Consider the following 17,336-nt stretch of genomic DNA (forward strand, 5'->3'; position numbering starts at 1 on the left):
CCGACGGTGCGGCCGCCTTCGCGGATAGCGAAGCGCAGGCGGTCTTCCATCGCGATCGGCACGATCAGCTCGACATTCATCTCGGCATTGTCGCCCGGCATCACCATCTCGGTGCCTTCCGGAAGCGTAACCTCACCCGTCACGTCCGTCGTGCGGAAGTAGAACTGCGGACGGTACTTGTTGAAGAACGGCGTATGACGGCCACCCTCTTCCTTCGTCAGGATGTAGGCTTCCGCGACGAACTTCGTGTGCGGCGTCACCGAACCCGGCTTGCACAGCACCTGGCCGCGCTCAACGCCTTCACGGTCGATACCGCGGATCAGCGCGCCGATGTTGTCGCCGGCCTGGCCCTGGTCCAGAAGCTTGCGGAACATCTCGACGCCGGTCACCGTCGTCTTCTTCGTGTCGCGGATGCCGACGATCTCGACTTCCTCACCGACATTGATCACGCCGCGCTCGACGCGACCCGTCACAACCGTGCCGCGGCCCGAGATCGAGAACACGTCCTCGATCGGCATCAGGAACGGCTGGTCGACCGGACGCTCGGGCGTCGGGATGTATTCGTCGACGGCGGCCATCAGCTCGCGGATCGCGTCTTCGCCGATCTTCTTGTCGCTGTCTTCAAGAGCGGCAAGCGCCGAACCCTTGATCACCGGAATGTCGTCGCCCGGGAACTCGTAGGACGAAAGCAGCTCACGCACTTCCATCTCGACGAGCTCGAGCAGCTCCTCGTCATCGACCTGGTCGACCTTGTTGAGGAACACCACGACAGCCGGAACACCGACCTGGCGGGCCAGCAGGATGTGCTCGCGCGTCTGCGGCATCGGGCCGTCGGCGGCCGAGCACACCAGGATCGCGCCGTCCATCTGCGCGGCGCCCGTGATCATGTTCTTCACATAGTCGGCGTGGCCCGGGCAGTCGACGTGGGCGTAGTGGCGTGCATCCGTCTCGTACTCGACATGCGCCGTCGAGATCGTGATGCCGCGCGCCTTCTCTTCCGGCGCAGCGTCGATCTGGTCATACGCCTTGAAGTCACCGAAATACTTCGTGATCGCTGCCGTCAAAGACGTCTTGCCGTGGTCAACGTGACCAATCGTGCCGATGTTCACGTGAGGCTTCGTGCGCTCAAACTTACCCTTCGCCATCTTTATTCTCCGTTCTTCTTTGTCTCGTGGACAAGATGTTGTTCTTGGCCGGCCCCGCCTGGCGGACGCCGGCCGATCCCCGCCTTAAGCGTATTTCTTCTGGATCTCCTGAGCGACCGCCTGCGGCACCGCCTCATAGTGATCGAAGATCATCGTGTACTGGGCGCGACCCTGGCTCATGGAGCGCAGCGTGTTCACGTAACCGAACATGTTGGCGAGCGGCACCATGGCCGTGATCACCTGATCGATGTTGCGGCTTTCGGTACCGGCGATCTGACCGCGACGCGAGTTCAGGTCACCGATGATGTCGCCCATGTAGTCTTCCGGCGTAACCACTTCCACCTTCATCACCGGCTCAAGCAGCTGCGCACCAGCTTTCTGAGCACCTTCGCGGAAAGCGGCGCGAGCCGCGATCTCGAATGCCAGAACCGAGGAGTCGACGTCGTGGTAGGCGCCATCGGTGAGCGTTGCTTTCACGCCCAGCATCGGGAAGCCGGCGAGCGGACCGGAGTCCATGACCGACTGGATGCCCTTCTCGACGCCCGGGATGTATTCCTTCGGCACGTTGCCGCCGACGACGGTGCTTTCGAAAACGAAATCCTCGCCCTCGGGGTTCGGCTCGAACGTGATCTTGACGCGCGCGAACTGACCGGAACCGCCGGACTGCTTCTTGTGCGTGTAGTCGATATCCGCGGCCCGCGTGATCGTCTCACGGTAGGCAACCTGCGGAGCACCGATATTGGCTTCGACCTTGAACTCACGCTTCATGCGATCGACGAGAATGTCGAGGTGCAATTCGCCCATGCCCGAGATGATGGTCTGACCGGATTCTTCGTCAGAACGCACGCGGAAGGACGGGTCTTCGGCGGCCAGGCGGTTGAGGGCGAGGCCCATCTTTTCCTGGTCGGCCTTCGACTTCGGCTCGACAGCAATGGAGATAACCGGATCCGGGAATTCCATGCGCTCAAGGATGACCGGCTTCAGCGGATCGCAAAGCGTATCGCCCGTCGTCGTTTCCTTGAGGCCCGCGATGGCGACGATGTCGCCGGCGAAGGCTTCCTTGATGTCTTCACGGCTGTTGGAGTGCATCTGCAGCATACGGCCGATGCGCTCACGCTTTTCCTTCACCGTGTTCATCAGCGAGGTGCCGGTTTCCAGCTTGCCGGAATAGATGCGGCAGAAGGTCAGCGAGCCGACGAACGGGTCGTTCATGATCTTGAAGGCGAGAAGCGAAAGCGGCTCGTCATCGGACGACAGGCGCTTGACCTCTTCTTCGGTCTTCGGATCGATACCGCGGATGGCCGGAACGTCCACCGGAGCCGGCAGGAAGTCCACGACACCGTCCAGCAGCGGCTGCACGCCCTTGTTCTTGAAGGCGGAGCCACAATAGACCGGGAAGAACTCGACGTCGCAGGTGCCCTTGCGAACCAGCTTACGCAGCGTTTCGTTGTCCGGCATTTCGCCTTCGAGATAGGCTTCCATCGCGGCTTCGTCGAGTTCGACAGCAGCTTCGATCAGCTTCTCGCGCCACTCTTCGGCCTGCGCCTGAAGATCGGCAGGGATATCGAGGATGTCCCATTCGGCGCCGAGGTTCTCGGACTTCCAGACCAGGGCCTTCATCTCGATGAGGTCGACGCAGCCGGCGAAATCGTTCTCAGCGCCAATCGGCAGCTGCATGACCAGCGGCTTCGCGCCGAGGCGGCTTTCGATCATCTCCACACAACGGAAGAAGTCGGCGCCGATCTTATCCATCTTGTTGACGAAGATCATGCGCGGGACGTGATACTTGTTGGCCTGGCGCCAGACAGTCTCGGTCTGCGGCTCGACACCCGCATTGGCGTCAAGCAGCGCGATCGCGCCGTCAAGCACGCGCAGCGAACGCTCAACCTCAATGGTGAAGTCGACGTGACCGGGCGTGTCGATGATGTTGAAGCGGCGCTTCTTGCCGTCGCGGCCTTCCCAGAACGTGGTCGTGGCAGCCGAGGTGATCGTGATGCCGCGCTCCTGCTCCTGCTCCATCCAGTCCATCGTCGCAGCGCCATCATGCACTTCGCCGATCTTGTGGCTCTTGCCGGTGTAGAAAAGGATACGCTCGGTCGTCGTCGTCTTGCCGGCATCAATGTGGGCCATGATGCCGAAGTTGCGGTAGTCTTCCAGCTTGTAGTCGCGAGCCATGGGAGGAGGCCTCTCTAGAAAGGTTCGTTCTGTTACCAGCGGTAGTGCGAGAATGCGCGGTTGGCGTCAGCCATCTTGTGCGTGTCTTCACGCTTCTTGACGGCGGAACCCCGGTTGTTCGCAGCATCCATCAGCTCACCCGACAGGCGATCGATCATGGTCGTCTCGTTGCGCTTGCGCGCAGCGGAGATCATCCAGCGAATGGCCAGAGCCTGACGACGCTCCGGACGGACATCGACCGGCACCTGGTAGGTGGCGCCACCAACGCGCCGCGAGCGCACTTCGACGTGCGGGGCAACGTTTTCGAGAGCCTGATGGAACAGCTCCACCGGCTCCTGCTTGGTCTTGTCCTGGATGACGTCGAACGCGCCGTAGACGATGCTCTCGGCGACCGACTTCTTTCCGTCGAACATGATGGCGTTCATGAACTTCGTGATCACCATATCCCCGAATTTCGGATCCGGGTTGATCTCACGTTTTTCTGCTCTGTGGCGACGCGACATATCTGCTTCTCACTTCTGGCGGCGGCCAACCCGGCGCGCCGAAAATTCATTACTTCGGACGCTTGGCGCCATATTTCGAACGGCGCTGCTTGCGGTTCTTGACGCCCTGCGTGTCGAGCACGCCGCGCAGGATGTGGTAGCGAACACCGGGAAGGTCCTTCACGCGGCCGCCGCGGATCATGACCACGGAGTGCTCCTGAAGGTTGTGACCTTCACCCGGGATATAGCCGATTACCTCGAAGCCGTTTGTGAGGCGAACCTTGGCAACCTTACGGAGAGCCGAGTTCGGCTTCTTCGGCGTCGTGGTATAAACACGAGTGCAAACGCCGCGTTTCTGCGGGTTGGCCTGCAGGGCCGGCACCTTGTTGCGTTTGACCGGAGCCTGACGAGGCTTACGGACCAACTGGTTAACTGTAGGCATCAAGCCATCCTTCGTTCATACGGGCGCGTGCGCGCAAAATCTGTTTCGCATCGACATGCAACAGCGGGGCATGCGGCCGCTGCAGGCCCTGCCCCAAAAAACCAGAGGAAACGGCAAGCCGTTTCATGAATTTTGCAATGTTTCAGCTACGCTGGTCAGCCTTGTTTGAGACAAGCTTCAGGGCTCGGCGCCACCGAAAATTCAATCTCACATCGGCTTGATGGCCGGCTTCTATACTCAAGCCTCTGGCCCGTCAAGACAAATCGGGCACTTTTTGCGCATGCGGGTCATGCGCCGAGAACCATCCGAACCGGACGAAATCTTGTTGCGTCAGCATACACCTTTTCGCAATTTTCCGCGAAATAGGGAGTGAAGCCCCCTCTCCCGTCGCATCCGACCGGGAATCATGTTCAATTGCAGTCATACCGACCGGCGAAACGGGAGCCAATTCATGACGGATATCGAATCGGATGTCGAACGCGGCGTCTTCATCATTATTGGTCGCGTCTGGCCGGTAAAAGACGGCACCGAGATTCCGATCCATATTCTGCTCGTCGCACCTGACGATGATTCGGCAGTGCGCACCGCGCTCAATGCGCTCGCCGAGCGTGGCTACGAGGAAGCGGAATTCGACCAGATCGGCAGTATCGTGGAACCGCCGGACGAGGAGCCACATGCCTCCGCCTTCCAAGGCGCACTCGAGGGCGAGGTCGCGATCGTTACATTCGACGAAGGCCTCGAGGAAGAGACGGACACGCGCCGGCCTTCCGCCATCGACGACGATGACTACGATCCCTTTTCCGTGCTCAAGGATTGGAAACCGGGCGACTGACCTTTCCGGCCTTCCTGCCCTACAAATGAAAACGCCGGGCGCTTGGCCCGGCGTTTTTTTTTTGGTTCTGCGAATGACCGTACTATTCGGCTGCTTCGCCCGACTGCGACATGTCCAGAAGCATCGCATCTGCGCTCGCCGCGTTCGAAGCCTTGCGGCGTTCATCGAGGATGAGATCGTCGCGTGCGGTCGCAATGCGGCGGATCTGGTTCATCGTGCCGCCGGTACCGGCCGGGATCAGACGGCCGACGATGACGTTTTCCTTGAGACCCTGAAGCGTGTCGATCTTGCCGGCGACGGACGCTTCGGTCAGCACCTTGGTCGTCTCCTGGAAGGAGGCCGCCGAGATGAAGGACGGGGTCTGCAACGACGCCTTGGTGATGCCGAGCAGGACCGGTTCCCCGGTTGCGGGTTCCTTGCCTTCCTCGATCAGGCGCGCATTGACCTCTTCCAGTTCGATCCGGTCGACATTGTCGCCCGCGATATACTGGGTGTCACCCGAATGCGTGATCTCCACCTTCTGCAGCATCTGGCGAACGATCACCTCGATGTGCTTGTCGTTGATCAACACGCCCTGAAGCCGGTAGACTTCCTGTACTTCGTCGACAAGATAGGAGGCAAGCGCCTCCACGCCCTTGACCGCCAGGATATCGTGCGGCGCCGGATTGCCGTCGAGCACATATTCGCCCTGTTCGATCGTGTCGCCGTCCTGCAGGTGGAACGGACGCCCCTTCGGAATGAGGTATTCCGCCGGCTCCTGCGTTTCGTCATGCGGCTCGATGATGATGCGACGCTTGTTCTTGTAGTCGCGACCGTAACGGATCGTGCCGTCGATTTCCGCGATGACGGCGTGATCCTTCGGACGACGCGCCTCGAACAGCTCGGCCACACGCGGCAGACCACCGGTGATGTCCTTGGTCTTGGCGCTTTCCATCGGAACACGCGCGATCACGTCGCCCGGCTTCACCTGCGAACCCGGTTCGACGGAAAGAATCGCATCGACCGAGAGCATGAAGCGCGCATCGCCGCCCCTCATGAGCTTCGCCACCTTGCCGTTCTTGTCGAGCACGGTGATCGCCGGCTTGAGATCGGCGCCACGCGGCGTCGAACGCCAGTCGATGACCATACGCTTGGTGATGCCGGTGGATTCGTCCGCGGACTCCTGAACCGACAGACCGTCGACCATGTCCTCGAACTGCACCGTACCCTCGACTTCCGTCATGATCGGGCGGGTATAGGGATCCCACTCGGCCATACGCTGACCGCGCTTCACCTTGTCGCCGTCGTCGACCATGATCTTCGAGCCGTAAGTCACGCGCTGCGTCGAACGCTCCTCGCCCTTCTCGTCTCGAATGATGATGGCCATGTTACGGCCCATCGCGATGTTAGCGCCGTCCGAGTTGCGCACAACGTTGCGGTTGCGGATCTCGATCGTGCCCTCATAGGACGCTTCCAGGAAGGACTGGTCGACAACCTGCGCCGTGCCGCCCATGTGGAAGGTACGCATGGTGAGCTGCGTGCCCGGCTCGCCGATCGACTGGGCCGCGATAACGCCGACCGCTTCACCCATGTTGACGGGCGTACCGCGCGCCAGGTCGCGTCCGTAGCAGACGCCGCAGACACCGGACTGCAGTTCGCAGGTCAGCGCCGAGCGGATCTTCACGGTCTGGATGCCGGCTTCCTCGATGAGGTCGACGTCCTTCTCCTCGACCATGCGTCCAGCCGGAACGATCACCTCTTCCGTACCCGGGTGGACGATGTCCTCCAGAACGGTACGGCCAAGAATACGCTGACCGATCGAGGCAACGATCTGACCCGCATCGACGATCGGGGACATGGTGAGCCCCTTGTCGGTGCCGCAATCCTGCTGCGTGATGATGCAGTCCTGCGCCACGTCGACGAGGCGACGGGTCAGGTAACCGGAGTTTGCAGTCTTCAACGCCGTATCCGCGAGACCCTTGCGGGCGCCGTGGGTGGAGTTGAAGTACTCGTTCACCGACAGGCCTTCCTTGAAGTTCGAGATGATCGGCGTCTCGATGATGGAGCCGTCCGGCTTGGCCATAAGGCCGCGCATGCCGGCAAGCTGCTTCATCTGCCGGGTCGAACCACGCGCACCGGACCGAGCCATCATGTAGATGGAGTTCATCTGCTTCTGACGACCGTCTTCCTCGAACTGGACAGCCTGAATTCCGGCCATCATTTCTTCGGTCAGCTTGTCGTCGCAACGCGCCCAGGCATCGACAACCTTGTTGTATTTCTCACCGAAGGTGATCAGGCCGTCATTGTACTGCTGCTCGTATTCCTTCGCGATCTTGTCGGTTTCCGCGACAATACCGGTCTTGGATTCCGGGATGACCATGTCGTCCTTGCCGAACGAGATGCCGGCGCGGCAGGCATGGCCGAAGCCGAGCGCCATGATGCGGTCCGCGAAGATCACGGTCTCTTTCTGGCCGCAGTGACGGTAAACGACGTCGAGCATCTTGGAGATGTTCTTCTTCGTCATTTCCGTGTTGCACGTCTCGAACGGCACCTTGGCCTGACGCGGCAGCAATTCGCCGATGATCATGCGGCCCGGAGTCGTTTCGTAGATCTTCGAGACCGGATTGCCGTCCTCGTCGACCGTCTTGAAGCGGCCCTTGATCTTGGTGTGCAGCGTGACGACCTTCGTCTCCAGCGCATGGTGCAGTTCGCCCATGTCGGAGAAAACCATCCCCTGCCCCGGCTCGTTCTCCGCCACGATCGACAGGTAATAGAGGCCGAGAACCATGTCCTGCGACGGCACGATGATCGGTTGGCCGTTCGCGGGATGCAGGATGTTGTTGGTCGACATCATCAGGACGCGCGCTTCCAGCTGTGCTTCAAGCGACAGCGGAACGTGAACGGCCATCTGGTCGCCGTCGAAGTCGGCGTTGAACGCGGTGCAGACCAGCGGGTGAAGCTGGATCGCCTTGCCTTCGATCAGCACAGGCTCGAAAGCCTGGATGCCGAGACGGTGCAGCGTCGGAGCGCGGTTGAGAAGAACCGGATGCTCGCGGATGACCTCGTCCAGGATATCCCAGACTTCCGGCTTTTCCTTCTCGACCAGCTTTTTCGCCTGCTTGACCGTGGACGAATATCCCTTGGCGTCGAGGCGCGCGTAGATGAACGGCTTGAACAGTTCGAGCGCCATCTTCTTCGGCAGGCCGCACTGGTGCAGCTTGAGTTCCGGACCGGTCACGATGACCGAACGACCGGAATAGTCGACGCGCTTGCCGAGCAGGTTCTGGCGGAAGCGGCCCTGCTTGCCCTTGAGCATGTCGGACAGCGACTTCAGCGGACGCTTGTTGGCGCCCGTGATGACGCGGCCTCGGCGGCCGTTGTCGAACAATGCATCGACGGCCTCCTGCAGCATGCGCTTCTCGTTGCGGATGATGATCCCCGGCGCGCGCAGTTCCATAAGCCGCTTCAGGCGGTTGTTACGGTTGATCACGCGACGGTAGAGGTCGTTCAGGTCCGACGTCGCGAACCGGCCGCCATCGAGCGGAACCAGCGGACGCAGGTCCGGCGGGATCACCGGGATGACCTTCATGATCATCCACTCGGGACGGTTCTGCGAGTCGATGAAGTTCTCGACGACCTTCAGACGCTTCATGAGCTTCTTCTGCTTGAGGTCGGAGGTCGTGGTCTCCAGTTCCTCGCGCAGTTCGTTGGCGATCTTCGGCAGATCCATGGCGCCCAGGATTTCCTGGATCGCCTCGGCACCGATCATCGCCGTGAACTGGTCCTCGCCGAACTCGTCGACGGCCATCATGTATTCTTCCTCGGAGAGGAGCTGGAACTCCTTCAGCGTGGTCAGGCCCGGTTCGGTGACGATGTAGTTCTCGAAATAGAGGACGCGCTCGATATCCTTCAGCGTCATGTCGAGCAGCGTGCCGATGCGCGACGGGAGCGACTTCAGGAACCAGATGTGGGCGACCGGAGCGGCCAGCTCGATATGGCCCATGCGCTCGCGGCGCACGCGCGAAAGCGTGACCTCGACACCGCATTTTTCGCAGATGATGCCCTTGTACTTCATCCGCTTGTATTTGCCGCACAGGCACTCGTAATCCTTGATCGGACCGAAAATGCGCGCGCAGAAAAGACCGTCGCGTTCCGGCTTGAACGTACGGTAGTTGATCGTTTCGGGCTTCTTGATCTCGCCGAACGACCAGGAAAGGATCTTCTCCGGGCTCGCTATCGAGATCCGGATGGCATCAAAATTCTGGACGGGAGCCTGAGGATTGAAAAGATTTGCAACCTCTTGGTTCATGCCGTTCTCCTTGGGGGTCGACCCCGGTTCCTATGCGCGGACTGGCTTGTCCGCTGTGTAATCTCAAATACCGGCCAAACGATGATCGACGCTGGCCCACGCGCTATGGCGACCGCCGGACATTTCATGCCCGGCGGCCCTGCAATTACTCCGCGGCGTCCGGAAGCGCCTGCATCTCGTCGTCCTGGTTGGCGACACGCGTGGAATCCAGTTCCACGTTGAGACCGAGAGACCGCATCTCCTTGACGAGCACGTTGAAGCTCTCCGGGATACCGGCCTCGAACGTGTCGTCTCCGCGTACGATCGCCTCGTAGACTTTCGTGCGGCCGGCCACGTCGTCCGACTTCACTGTCAGCATCTCCTGCAGCGTGTAGGCTGCGCCGTATGCTTCCAGTGCCCAGACCTCCATCTCGCCGAAGCGCTGACCGCCGAACTGCGCCTTGCCGCCCAGCGGCTGCTGGGTGACCAGAGAGTACGGGCCGATCGAGCGTGCGTGGATCTTGTCATCGACAAGATGGTGCAGCTTCAGCATGTAGATGTAGCCGACGGTAACCTGACGGTCGAACGGCTCGCCGGTACGCCCGTCATAGAGAGTCGACTGTGCCGATTCCTTCAGCCCGGCATCGGCCAGCATCTTGTTGATGTCGGCTTCGACCGCCCCGTCGAAGACAGGCGTCGCGATGGAAACGCCGCGCTCGAACTGTTTGGCGATCTCGAGAACGCCGTCGTCGTCGAGCTTGGCCACCGGTTCGTTGCGGTCGTTCGCCGGGATCAGGTCCGTCAGCGTCTCGCGGATCGGCGTCACATTGCCGTTCTCGCGATAGGCTTCCATCATCTCGCCGATCTTGCGACCCATGCCCGCACAGGCCCAGCCAAGGTGCGTTTCAAGGATCTGACCGACATTCATGCGGCTCGGAACGCCGAGCGGATTGAGCACGATATCGGCATGCGTCCCGTCTTCCAGGAACGGCATGTCCTCGATCGGCAGGATCCGCGACACGACACCCTTGTTGCCGTGACGGCCGGCCATCTTGTCGCCCGGCTGGATCTTGCGCTTCACCGCGACGAAGACCTTGACCATCTTCATCACGCCGGGCGGCATCTCGTCGCCGCGCTGCACCTTCTCGACCTTGTCCATGAAACGCTGTTCAAGACGCTTCTTGGAATCGTCGTACTGGTTGCGAAGCTGCTCGAGATTGTCCTGGCGCTTCTCGTCCGTGACGGCGAACTGCCACCACTGCGAACGCGGATAGTTGTCCAGAACCTCGGCATTCAGCGTAGCGCCTTTCTTGAAGCCCTTCGGACCGGCGATGGTCTCCTGGCCTTCCAGCATTTCCGCGAGACGGCCGAACGTGTTGCGATCGAGGATCGCCTGTTCGTCGTCGCGGTCCTTCGCCAGACGCTCGATTTCCTCGCGCTCGATCGCCATCGCACGCTCGTCTTTTTCGACGCCGTGACGATTGAAGACACGCACTTCGACGACCGTGCCGAAAGCGCCGGGCGGCATACGCATGGAGGTGTCACGCACATCCGATGCCTTTTCGCCGAAGATGGCGCGCAGGAGCTTCTCCTCCGGCGTCATCGGGCTTTCGCCCTTCGGCGTGATCTTGCCGACCAGAATGTCTCCCGGGCCGACTTCGGCACCGATGTAGACGATACCGGCTTCATCGAGGTTCTTCAGCGCTTCTTCCGAAACGTTTGGAATGTCGCGCGTGATCTCTTCCGGTCCGAGCTTCGTGTCACGCGCGCTCACCTCGAATTCCTCGAGGTGGATGGAGGTGAACACGTCGTCACGGACGATCTTCTCGGAGAGAAGGATCGAGTCCTCGTAGTTGTAGCCGTTCCAGGGCATGAACGCGACGAGCACGTTCCGGCCGAGCGCCAGATCGCCCAGATCGGTCGACGGACCGTCGGCGATGATATCGCCCTTGCCGATCACGTCGCCAACACGCACCAGCGGACGCTGGTTGATGCAGGTCGACTGGTTGGAGCGCTGGAACTTCTGCAGACGGTAGATGTCGACACCCGATTTGGAGGCATCGAGATCTTCCGTGGCGCGGATGACGATACGCATCGCATCGACCTGGTCGACGATGCCGGCGCGGCGCGCGCCGATGGCGGCGCCGGAGTCGCGGGCCACGATCGGCTCCATGCCGGTCCCGACAAACGGCGCCTCGGCGCGCACCAGCGGCACGGCCTGACGCTGCATGTTCGAGCCCATCAGGGCGCGGTTGGCGTCATCGTTTTCCAGGAACGGAATGAGCGCTGCGGCAACCGAAACGAGCTGCTTCGGCGACACGTCCATCAGATCGACCTGCTCGCGCGGTGTGAGCATGACGTCGCCGGCATGACGGCAGATGACGAACTCGGAAACGAAAGCGCCGTCATCGCCGATCTCGGCATTGGCCTGAGCGACGTGGTGCTTCGCTTCTTCCATGGCCGACAGATAGACGACCTCGTCGGTCACCTTGCCGTCGACGATGCGGCGATACGGGCTTTCGATGAAGCCGTACTTGTTGACGCGCGCGAACGTCGCCAGCGAGTTGATCAGACCGATGTTCGGGCCTTCCGGCGTTTCAATCGGGCAGATACGGCCGTAGTGGGTCGGGTGGACGTCGCGAACCTCGAAGCCCGCACGCTCACGCGTCAGACCGCCCGGTCCAAGCGCCGACAAGCGACGCTTGTGGGTGATCTCGGACAACGGGTTGGTCTGGTCCATGAACTGCGAAAGCTGCGAGGAACCGAAGAACTCGCGAACGGCGGCGGCCGCCGGCTTCGCGTTGATCAGGTCCTGCGGCATGACCGTGTCGATCTCGATCGAGGACATACGTTCCTTGATCGCCCGCTCCATGCGAAGCAGGCCGACGCGGTACTGGTTTTCCATCAGCTCGCCGACCGAACGCACCCGGCGGTTGCCGAGGTTGTCGATGTCGTCGATTTCGCCCTTGCCGTCACGCAGATCGAGCAACGTGCGCAGGACCTCCATGATGTCTTCCTTGCGCAGAACGCGCACGGTGTCCTCGACGTCGAGCCCAAGACGCATGTTCATCTTCACGCGGCCAACCGAGGAAAGGTCGTAGCGCTCGGAATCGAAGAACAGCGACTGGAACATGGCTTCCGCCGTTTCCATCGTCGGCGGCTCGCCCGGACGCATTACGCGATAGATGTCGAACAGCGCATCCTGCTGGCTCTCGTTCTTGTCGGCGGCCAGCGTGTTGCGGATATAGGCGCCGACATTCACGTGGTCGATGTCGAGGATACTGAACGACTCGTGACCCGACTCCAGCAGAACCTGGATGGTCTTTTCATCGATCTCGTCGCCGGCTTCCAGATAGATCTCGCCGGTTTCGAAATTGACGACATCCTCGGCAAGATACATGCCGTACATCTCTTCGTCGGTTGCGCGAAGAGCGGTCACGCCCTTTTCTGCAATCTGACGGGCCTGACGGGCGGTGAGCTTCTTGCCGGACTCGAGCACGACTTCGCCGCTGTCGGCGTCGATCAGGTCACGGGTGACCTTCATGCCTTTCATGCGGTCCGCGGAAAACGGCACGCGCCAGCCCTCGCCATCGCGCTTGTATTCGACGGCGTTGTAATAGGTGTCCAGAATTTCCTCGGCATCCAGGCCAAGCGCCATCAGCAGCGATGTGACCGGAATCTTGCGGCGGCGGTCGATACGCGCGTAAACGAGGTCCTTGGCGTCGAATTCGATGTCGAGCCAGGAACCACGATAAGGGATCACGCGGGCGGCGAAGAGAAGCTTGCCGGAGGCATGCGTCTTGCCCTTGTCATGATCGAAGAAGACGCCCGGTGACCGGTGCATCTGCGAAACGATCACGCGCTCGGTGCCATTGACGATGAAGGTGCCGTTGTCGGTCATGAGCGGCATATCGCCCATGTAGACATCCTGCTCCTTGATGTCCTTGATCGACTTCGCATCGGTGTCTTCGTCGATATCGAACACGATCAGGCGCAGCGTCACCTTGAGCGGCGCCGAATAGGTCAGGTCGCGCTGGCGGCATTCTTCCACGTCGAACTTCGGCGCTTCGAATTCATAGCGAACGAATTCCAGCATGGAGGCGCCGGAAAAGTCCGAAATCGGGAAAACCGACTTGAAGGCGGCCTGCAGGCCTTCGTCGGCCCGGCCACCGGCCGGTTCATCGACCATCAGAAACTGGTCGTAGGATGCTTTCTGAACCTCGATCAGGTTCGGCATTTCGGCAACATCCGGGATGTGTCCGAAAAACTTTCTTACTCGTCTGCGTCCGTTGAAGGTACTGGACTGAGCCATTGCCGCTCCTCATTGTCTGCCCTGCCGGGCCTGCCGAATAAAGCTCCGCCGTCGCGGAGGACCTTGTAGAAAGAGCGAAGACCCATGCGCCCGGCCTTCCAGCTCTTGAAACGGTAAAAACCCGTTTCCGGAAACCGCTCGCGGCGGCCTCGGGAAAAGGGTTCACGCAACAACGATGCGGCGGACGGAGCTTGTCCGCCCGCCGCAGTCGATACTTACTTCATCGACGCTTTCGCGCCGGCTTCCGTCAGCTTCTTGACGATCTCTTCGGCTTCGCCCTTGGAGATCGCTTCCTTCACGGCCTTCGGAGCGCCTTCGACCAGGTCCTTGGCTTCCTTGAGGCCGAGACCGGTGATGCCGCGGACTTCCTTGATCACGTTGATCTTCTGAGCGCCGGCTTCTTCGAGGATGACGTCGAATTCGGTCTTTTCCTCAGCAGCGGCAGCTTCACCGGCACCACCGGCAGCGGCAGCAACCGCGACCGGAGCAGCGGCGGAAACGCCCCACTTTTCTTCGAGCATCTTCGACAGCTCAGCAGCCTCGAGCACGGTCAGGCTCGACAGGTCTTCGACGATTTTTGCGAGATCAGCCATTTTACGTTTTCCTTGGTTTGATCAGGTTCGAACTAAGATTGGGTTGAGTGATGAAGACAGCCTATGCCGCCTCGTCCTTCTGGGCATATGCGTTGAAAACGCGAGCAAGATTACCTGCCGGTGCGTTGACAACCTGAGCGATGCGCGTCGCCGGCGTGGAGATCATGCCGACAATCTTGGCGCGCAGTTCATCCAGCGACGGCAGGTCGGCAAGAGCCTTCACACCGTTAGCATCCAGAACAGTCGCTCCGAGCGTACCGCCGAGCAGAACGAGCTTGTCGTTCGACTTGGCGAATTCACTCGCGATTTTGGGAGCCGTGACCGGATCACTCGCATAAGCGATGACCGTCTGACCTGTGAACAGGTCGGACATTCCTTCGGCTTCCGTGCCCTTGAGAGCGATTTTGGCAAGACGGTTCTTCGCGACTTTCACGGTTCCGCCCGCTTCACGCATCTTGGAGCGAAGTTCGCCCATCTGCGCAACGGTAAGACCCGTGTAGTGGGCCACGACAACCGAGCCGGCTTCATTGAAGACGGTATTCAGCTGCGTGACGAATTCGCGTTTTTCCGCTCTATCCACTGCGTCTCTCCAATTTGCAGACGATATCCGGAGATATTGCCCGCTGTTGCCTTTGCCGCCAGGAGACCTTTTGGGACCACCCGACGACGTTCGAGGATCCTGCCCCCTTACGCCGGTCTTGCGATCACGGCACAAGGCAATACGTTCGAACCCGCGAACCGCGGCCTTTCGGCCAAAAATCCTTTGGGCCCTTCGCGTCTCATGCAGGCTCGTGGGAATTAAGGCGAGCCACCTGCAATCTCGGACAGGGACCGGGCTTGTGGCCCGGCTTTCCCGACCGGCGAACCGGGCGGGAAATCTTTGCGGGACAATCGCGTGAAGCGATGTCCCGAAACTTCAGATCACGCTTCGACGGACAACGTCGACGGATCGACCTTCACACCGGGGCCCATCGTCGAGGAAACGGCGACGCGCTTCAGATAGGTGCCCTTGGCGCCCGACGGCTTGGCCTTGTTGACCGCATCGGTGAAGGCGCGGATGTTTTCCTCGAGCGCCTTGGCGTCGAAGGAAGCCTTGCCGACGCCGGCATGCACGATGCCCGCCTTCTCGACACGGAACTCGACAGCACCACCCTTGGAAGCCTGGACCGCTGACGTGACATCAGGGGTCACGGTACCGACCTTCGGGTTCGGCATCATGCCGCGCGGGCCGAGCACTTTGCCCAGACGACCGACCAGCGGCATCATGTCCGGCGTGGCGATGCAGCGATCGAAATCGATCGTGCCGCCCTGGACGATCTCAACGAGATCCTCTGCGCCAACGATATCCGCGCCGGCAGCCTTGGCTTCTTCAGCCTTGTCGCCACGCGCGAAAACCGCGACACGGACCGAACGACCGGTGCCATTCGGCAGGTTGACCACACCGCGAACCATCTGGTCCGCATGGCGGGGGTCAACGCCTAGATTCATGGCCACTTCGACGGTCTCGTCGAATTTCGCCTTGGCGCGATCCTTGACGAGGCCGACAGCCTCGCTCAGGTCATAAAGCTTGTTGCGATCGATACCGTCGCGAACCTGCTGGGTGCGCTTGCCAATCTTAGCCATCGACTCAGCCCTCCACTTCCAGGCCCATCGCGCGGGCGGAGCCTTCGATCATGCGCACAGCCGCATCGACATCGGCAGCGTTCATGTCCTTCATCTTCATTTCGGCGATCTCGCGAACCTTGTCGCGGCCGATCTTGCCGCAAACCGACTTGCCGGGCTCCTTGGAGCCGGACTTCAGCTTCGCTGCCTTCTTGAGAAGGTAGGATGCCGGCGGCGTCTTGGTTTTGAAGGTGAACGACTTGTCCTGGTAATAGGTAATCGTCGTCGGGATCGGGGATCCCTTTTCCATTTCCTGCGTGGCGGCATTGAACGCCTTGCAGAATTCCATGATGTTGATGCCGCGCTGACCGAGCGCAGGACCGATCGGCGGCGACGGCGTGGCCGACCCTGCCGGGACCTGGAGCTTCAGCTGGCCTGCAATCTTCTTAGCCATTGTCTACTCTCTTGTTTCATCGTGCCGGCGAACCGGCGGTTCAAAGAGTTGGTGGTGCGATCCGGCATCCGGCTAAGATGCCCTTTCTCCCACCGCTCATGCGGCTTGCGCCGCCTCGATCAGCCCTTTTCGACCTGACCGAATTCCAGCTCGACCGGGGTTGCCCGACCGAAAATCGAAACTTCGACCTTGAGGCGCGAGCGCTCCTCGTCGACTTCCTGCACAGTGCCGTTGAACGACGCGAACGGACCGTCGGAAACGCGAACCTGCTCGCCGACCTCGAAGGAGACGGAGGGCTTCGGCCGCTCGACGCCTTCCTGGATCTGGCCGAGAATCTGGTCGGCTTCGCGGTCCGTGATCGGAACCGGCTTGTTGTCAGAACCGAGGAAGCCGGTCACTTTCGGCGTGTTCTTGATCAGGTGGAACACATCGTCGGTCAGGTTGGCCCGCACCATCACGTAGCCCGGGAAGAACTTGCGCTCGGCATCCACCTTGCGTCCGCGACGAACCTCGATCACCTTCTCGGTCGGCACGAGTATTTGCTCGAAACGATCCCAAAGCCCCTTCGCCTTGGCCGCTTCCTCAATGGATTCAGCGACCTTCTTTTCGAAGTTCGAATATGCGTGAACAATATACCAGCGAGCAGGCATGTAACGTTTGGTCCGTAAAACTGATTAGCCCACCGACCCGAAGACGAAGTCGAAACCCCATCCATAAATCTGGTCGACGGTGAAAAAGAAAATTGAGGCAAGCATGACCATCGCCAGCACCATGATCGTCGAGATCATCGTTTCGCGGCGCGAGGGCCACGTGACTTTAGCCGTTTCTGAGCGAACTTGCTGCAGAAAGGTGAAAGGGTTGGTCATTGCCATGGCGTCCATTCCAGTGCGCGGCAAGAGACCGCGCGGCGTTCGTTTGTTTCACGGCGACTGACGAGAGGCAAAAAAGGGCGCTCGAAGCGAAACACGCCTCTCGCACCATCGTCAACTTTCCATGAGTGCGCACCCGTCCGCCCGGGACAATACCAGCGCA

Annotated in this window: 13 protein-coding genes; 1 reads left to right on the top strand and 12 read right to left on the bottom strand. The window is 60.6% G+C overall.

The genetic code is table 11. The annotated features are described in order from the left end of the window. The 4 genes from tuf to rpsL all read right to left on the bottom strand — a co-directional run. Positions 1-1,145: elongation factor Tu (gene tuf / locus LC343_RS14510; protein ID WP_223477866.1), on the bottom strand; the 1,145-nt coding region annotated here is incomplete at its 3' end. A gap of 84 nt (positions 1,146-1,229) precedes the next feature. After that, the gene (fusA, locus tag LC343_RS14515) at positions 1,230-3,320 is read right to left on the bottom strand and encodes an elongation factor G (protein ID WP_223477867.1); all 2,091 of its coding nucleotides are present in this window, start codon (positions 3,318-3,320) and stop codon (positions 1,230-1,232) included. Positions 3,321-3,352: 32 nt separating this feature from the next. Further along, complete coding sequence (rpsG, locus tag LC343_RS14520; RefSeq protein ID WP_223477868.1) at positions 3,353-3,823, bottom strand: 30S ribosomal protein S7; 471 nt, start codon at positions 3,821-3,823, stop codon at positions 3,353-3,355. 49 nt (positions 3,824-3,872) lie between these two features. Further along, a complete protein-coding gene (gene rpsL / locus LC343_RS14525; RefSeq protein ID WP_223477869.1) occupies positions 3,873-4,244 on the bottom strand; it encodes a 30S ribosomal protein S12 in 372 nt (123 codons plus the stop codon). 451 nt (positions 4,245-4,695) lie between these two features. Here rpsL and LC343_RS14530 point away from each other — a divergent pair, with 451 nt between their 5' ends. Next, positions 4,696-5,076 carry a hypothetical protein gene (locus tag LC343_RS14530; RefSeq protein WP_428982559.1) on the top strand — a complete coding sequence of 127 codons (381 nt, stop codon included), beginning with the start codon at positions 4,696-4,698 and terminating at the stop codon, positions 5,074-5,076. 82 nt (positions 5,077-5,158) lie between these two features. Here the strand turns inward: LC343_RS14530 and rpoC are convergent, their stop codons facing one another. The 8 genes from rpoC to secE all read right to left on the bottom strand — a co-directional run bounded on the left by rpoC (position 5,159) and on the right by secE (position 17,185). Continuing rightward, on the bottom strand, positions 5,159-9,364 hold the full coding sequence (gene rpoC / locus LC343_RS14535) for a DNA-directed RNA polymerase subunit beta' (protein ID WP_223477870.1): 4,206 nt from the start codon (positions 9,362-9,364) through the stop codon (positions 5,159-5,161). Between the two features lie 145 nt (positions 9,365-9,509). Then, on the bottom strand, positions 9,510-13,655 hold the full coding sequence (gene rpoB, locus LC343_RS14540) for a DNA-directed RNA polymerase subunit beta (protein ID WP_223477872.1): 4,146 nt from the start codon (positions 13,653-13,655) through the stop codon (positions 9,510-9,512). Between the two features lie 215 nt (positions 13,656-13,870). Next, complete coding sequence (rplL, locus tag LC343_RS14545) at positions 13,871-14,248, bottom strand: 50S ribosomal protein L7/L12 (RefSeq protein ID WP_223477873.1); 378 nt, start codon at positions 14,246-14,248, stop codon at positions 13,871-13,873. A 61-nt stretch (positions 14,249-14,309) separates the two neighbouring features. Beyond that, positions 14,310-14,828 carry a 50S ribosomal protein L10 gene (gene rplJ / locus LC343_RS14550; protein WP_223477875.1) on the bottom strand — a complete coding sequence of 173 codons (519 nt, stop codon included), beginning with the start codon at positions 14,826-14,828 and terminating at the stop codon, positions 14,310-14,312. Positions 14,829-15,169: 341 nt separating this feature from the next. Beyond that, positions 15,170-15,871, bottom strand: a complete 702-nt coding sequence (gene rplA, locus LC343_RS14555; protein WP_223477876.1) for a 50S ribosomal protein L1 — start codon at positions 15,869-15,871, stop codon at positions 15,170-15,172. 4 nt (positions 15,872-15,875) lie between these two features. Continuing rightward, positions 15,876-16,304, bottom strand: a complete 429-nt coding sequence (gene rplK / locus LC343_RS14560) for a 50S ribosomal protein L11 (protein ID WP_223477880.1) — start codon at positions 16,302-16,304, stop codon at positions 15,876-15,878. A 119-nt stretch (positions 16,305-16,423) separates the two neighbouring features. Then, positions 16,424-16,954 carry a transcription termination/antitermination protein NusG gene (gene nusG, locus LC343_RS14565; protein WP_223477883.1) on the bottom strand — a complete coding sequence of 177 codons (531 nt, stop codon included), beginning with the start codon at positions 16,952-16,954 and terminating at the stop codon, positions 16,424-16,426. Between the two features lie 24 nt (positions 16,955-16,978). After that, complete coding sequence (gene secE / locus LC343_RS14570) at positions 16,979-17,185, bottom strand: preprotein translocase subunit SecE (protein ID WP_425418333.1); 207 nt, start codon at positions 17,183-17,185, stop codon at positions 16,979-16,981. Positions 17,186-17,336 lie beyond the last annotated feature (151 nt).

It is taken from the genome of Oricola indica (genome assembly GCF_019966595.1).
GTDB lineage: Bacteria > Pseudomonadota > Alphaproteobacteria > Rhizobiales > Rhizobiaceae > Oricola > Oricola indica.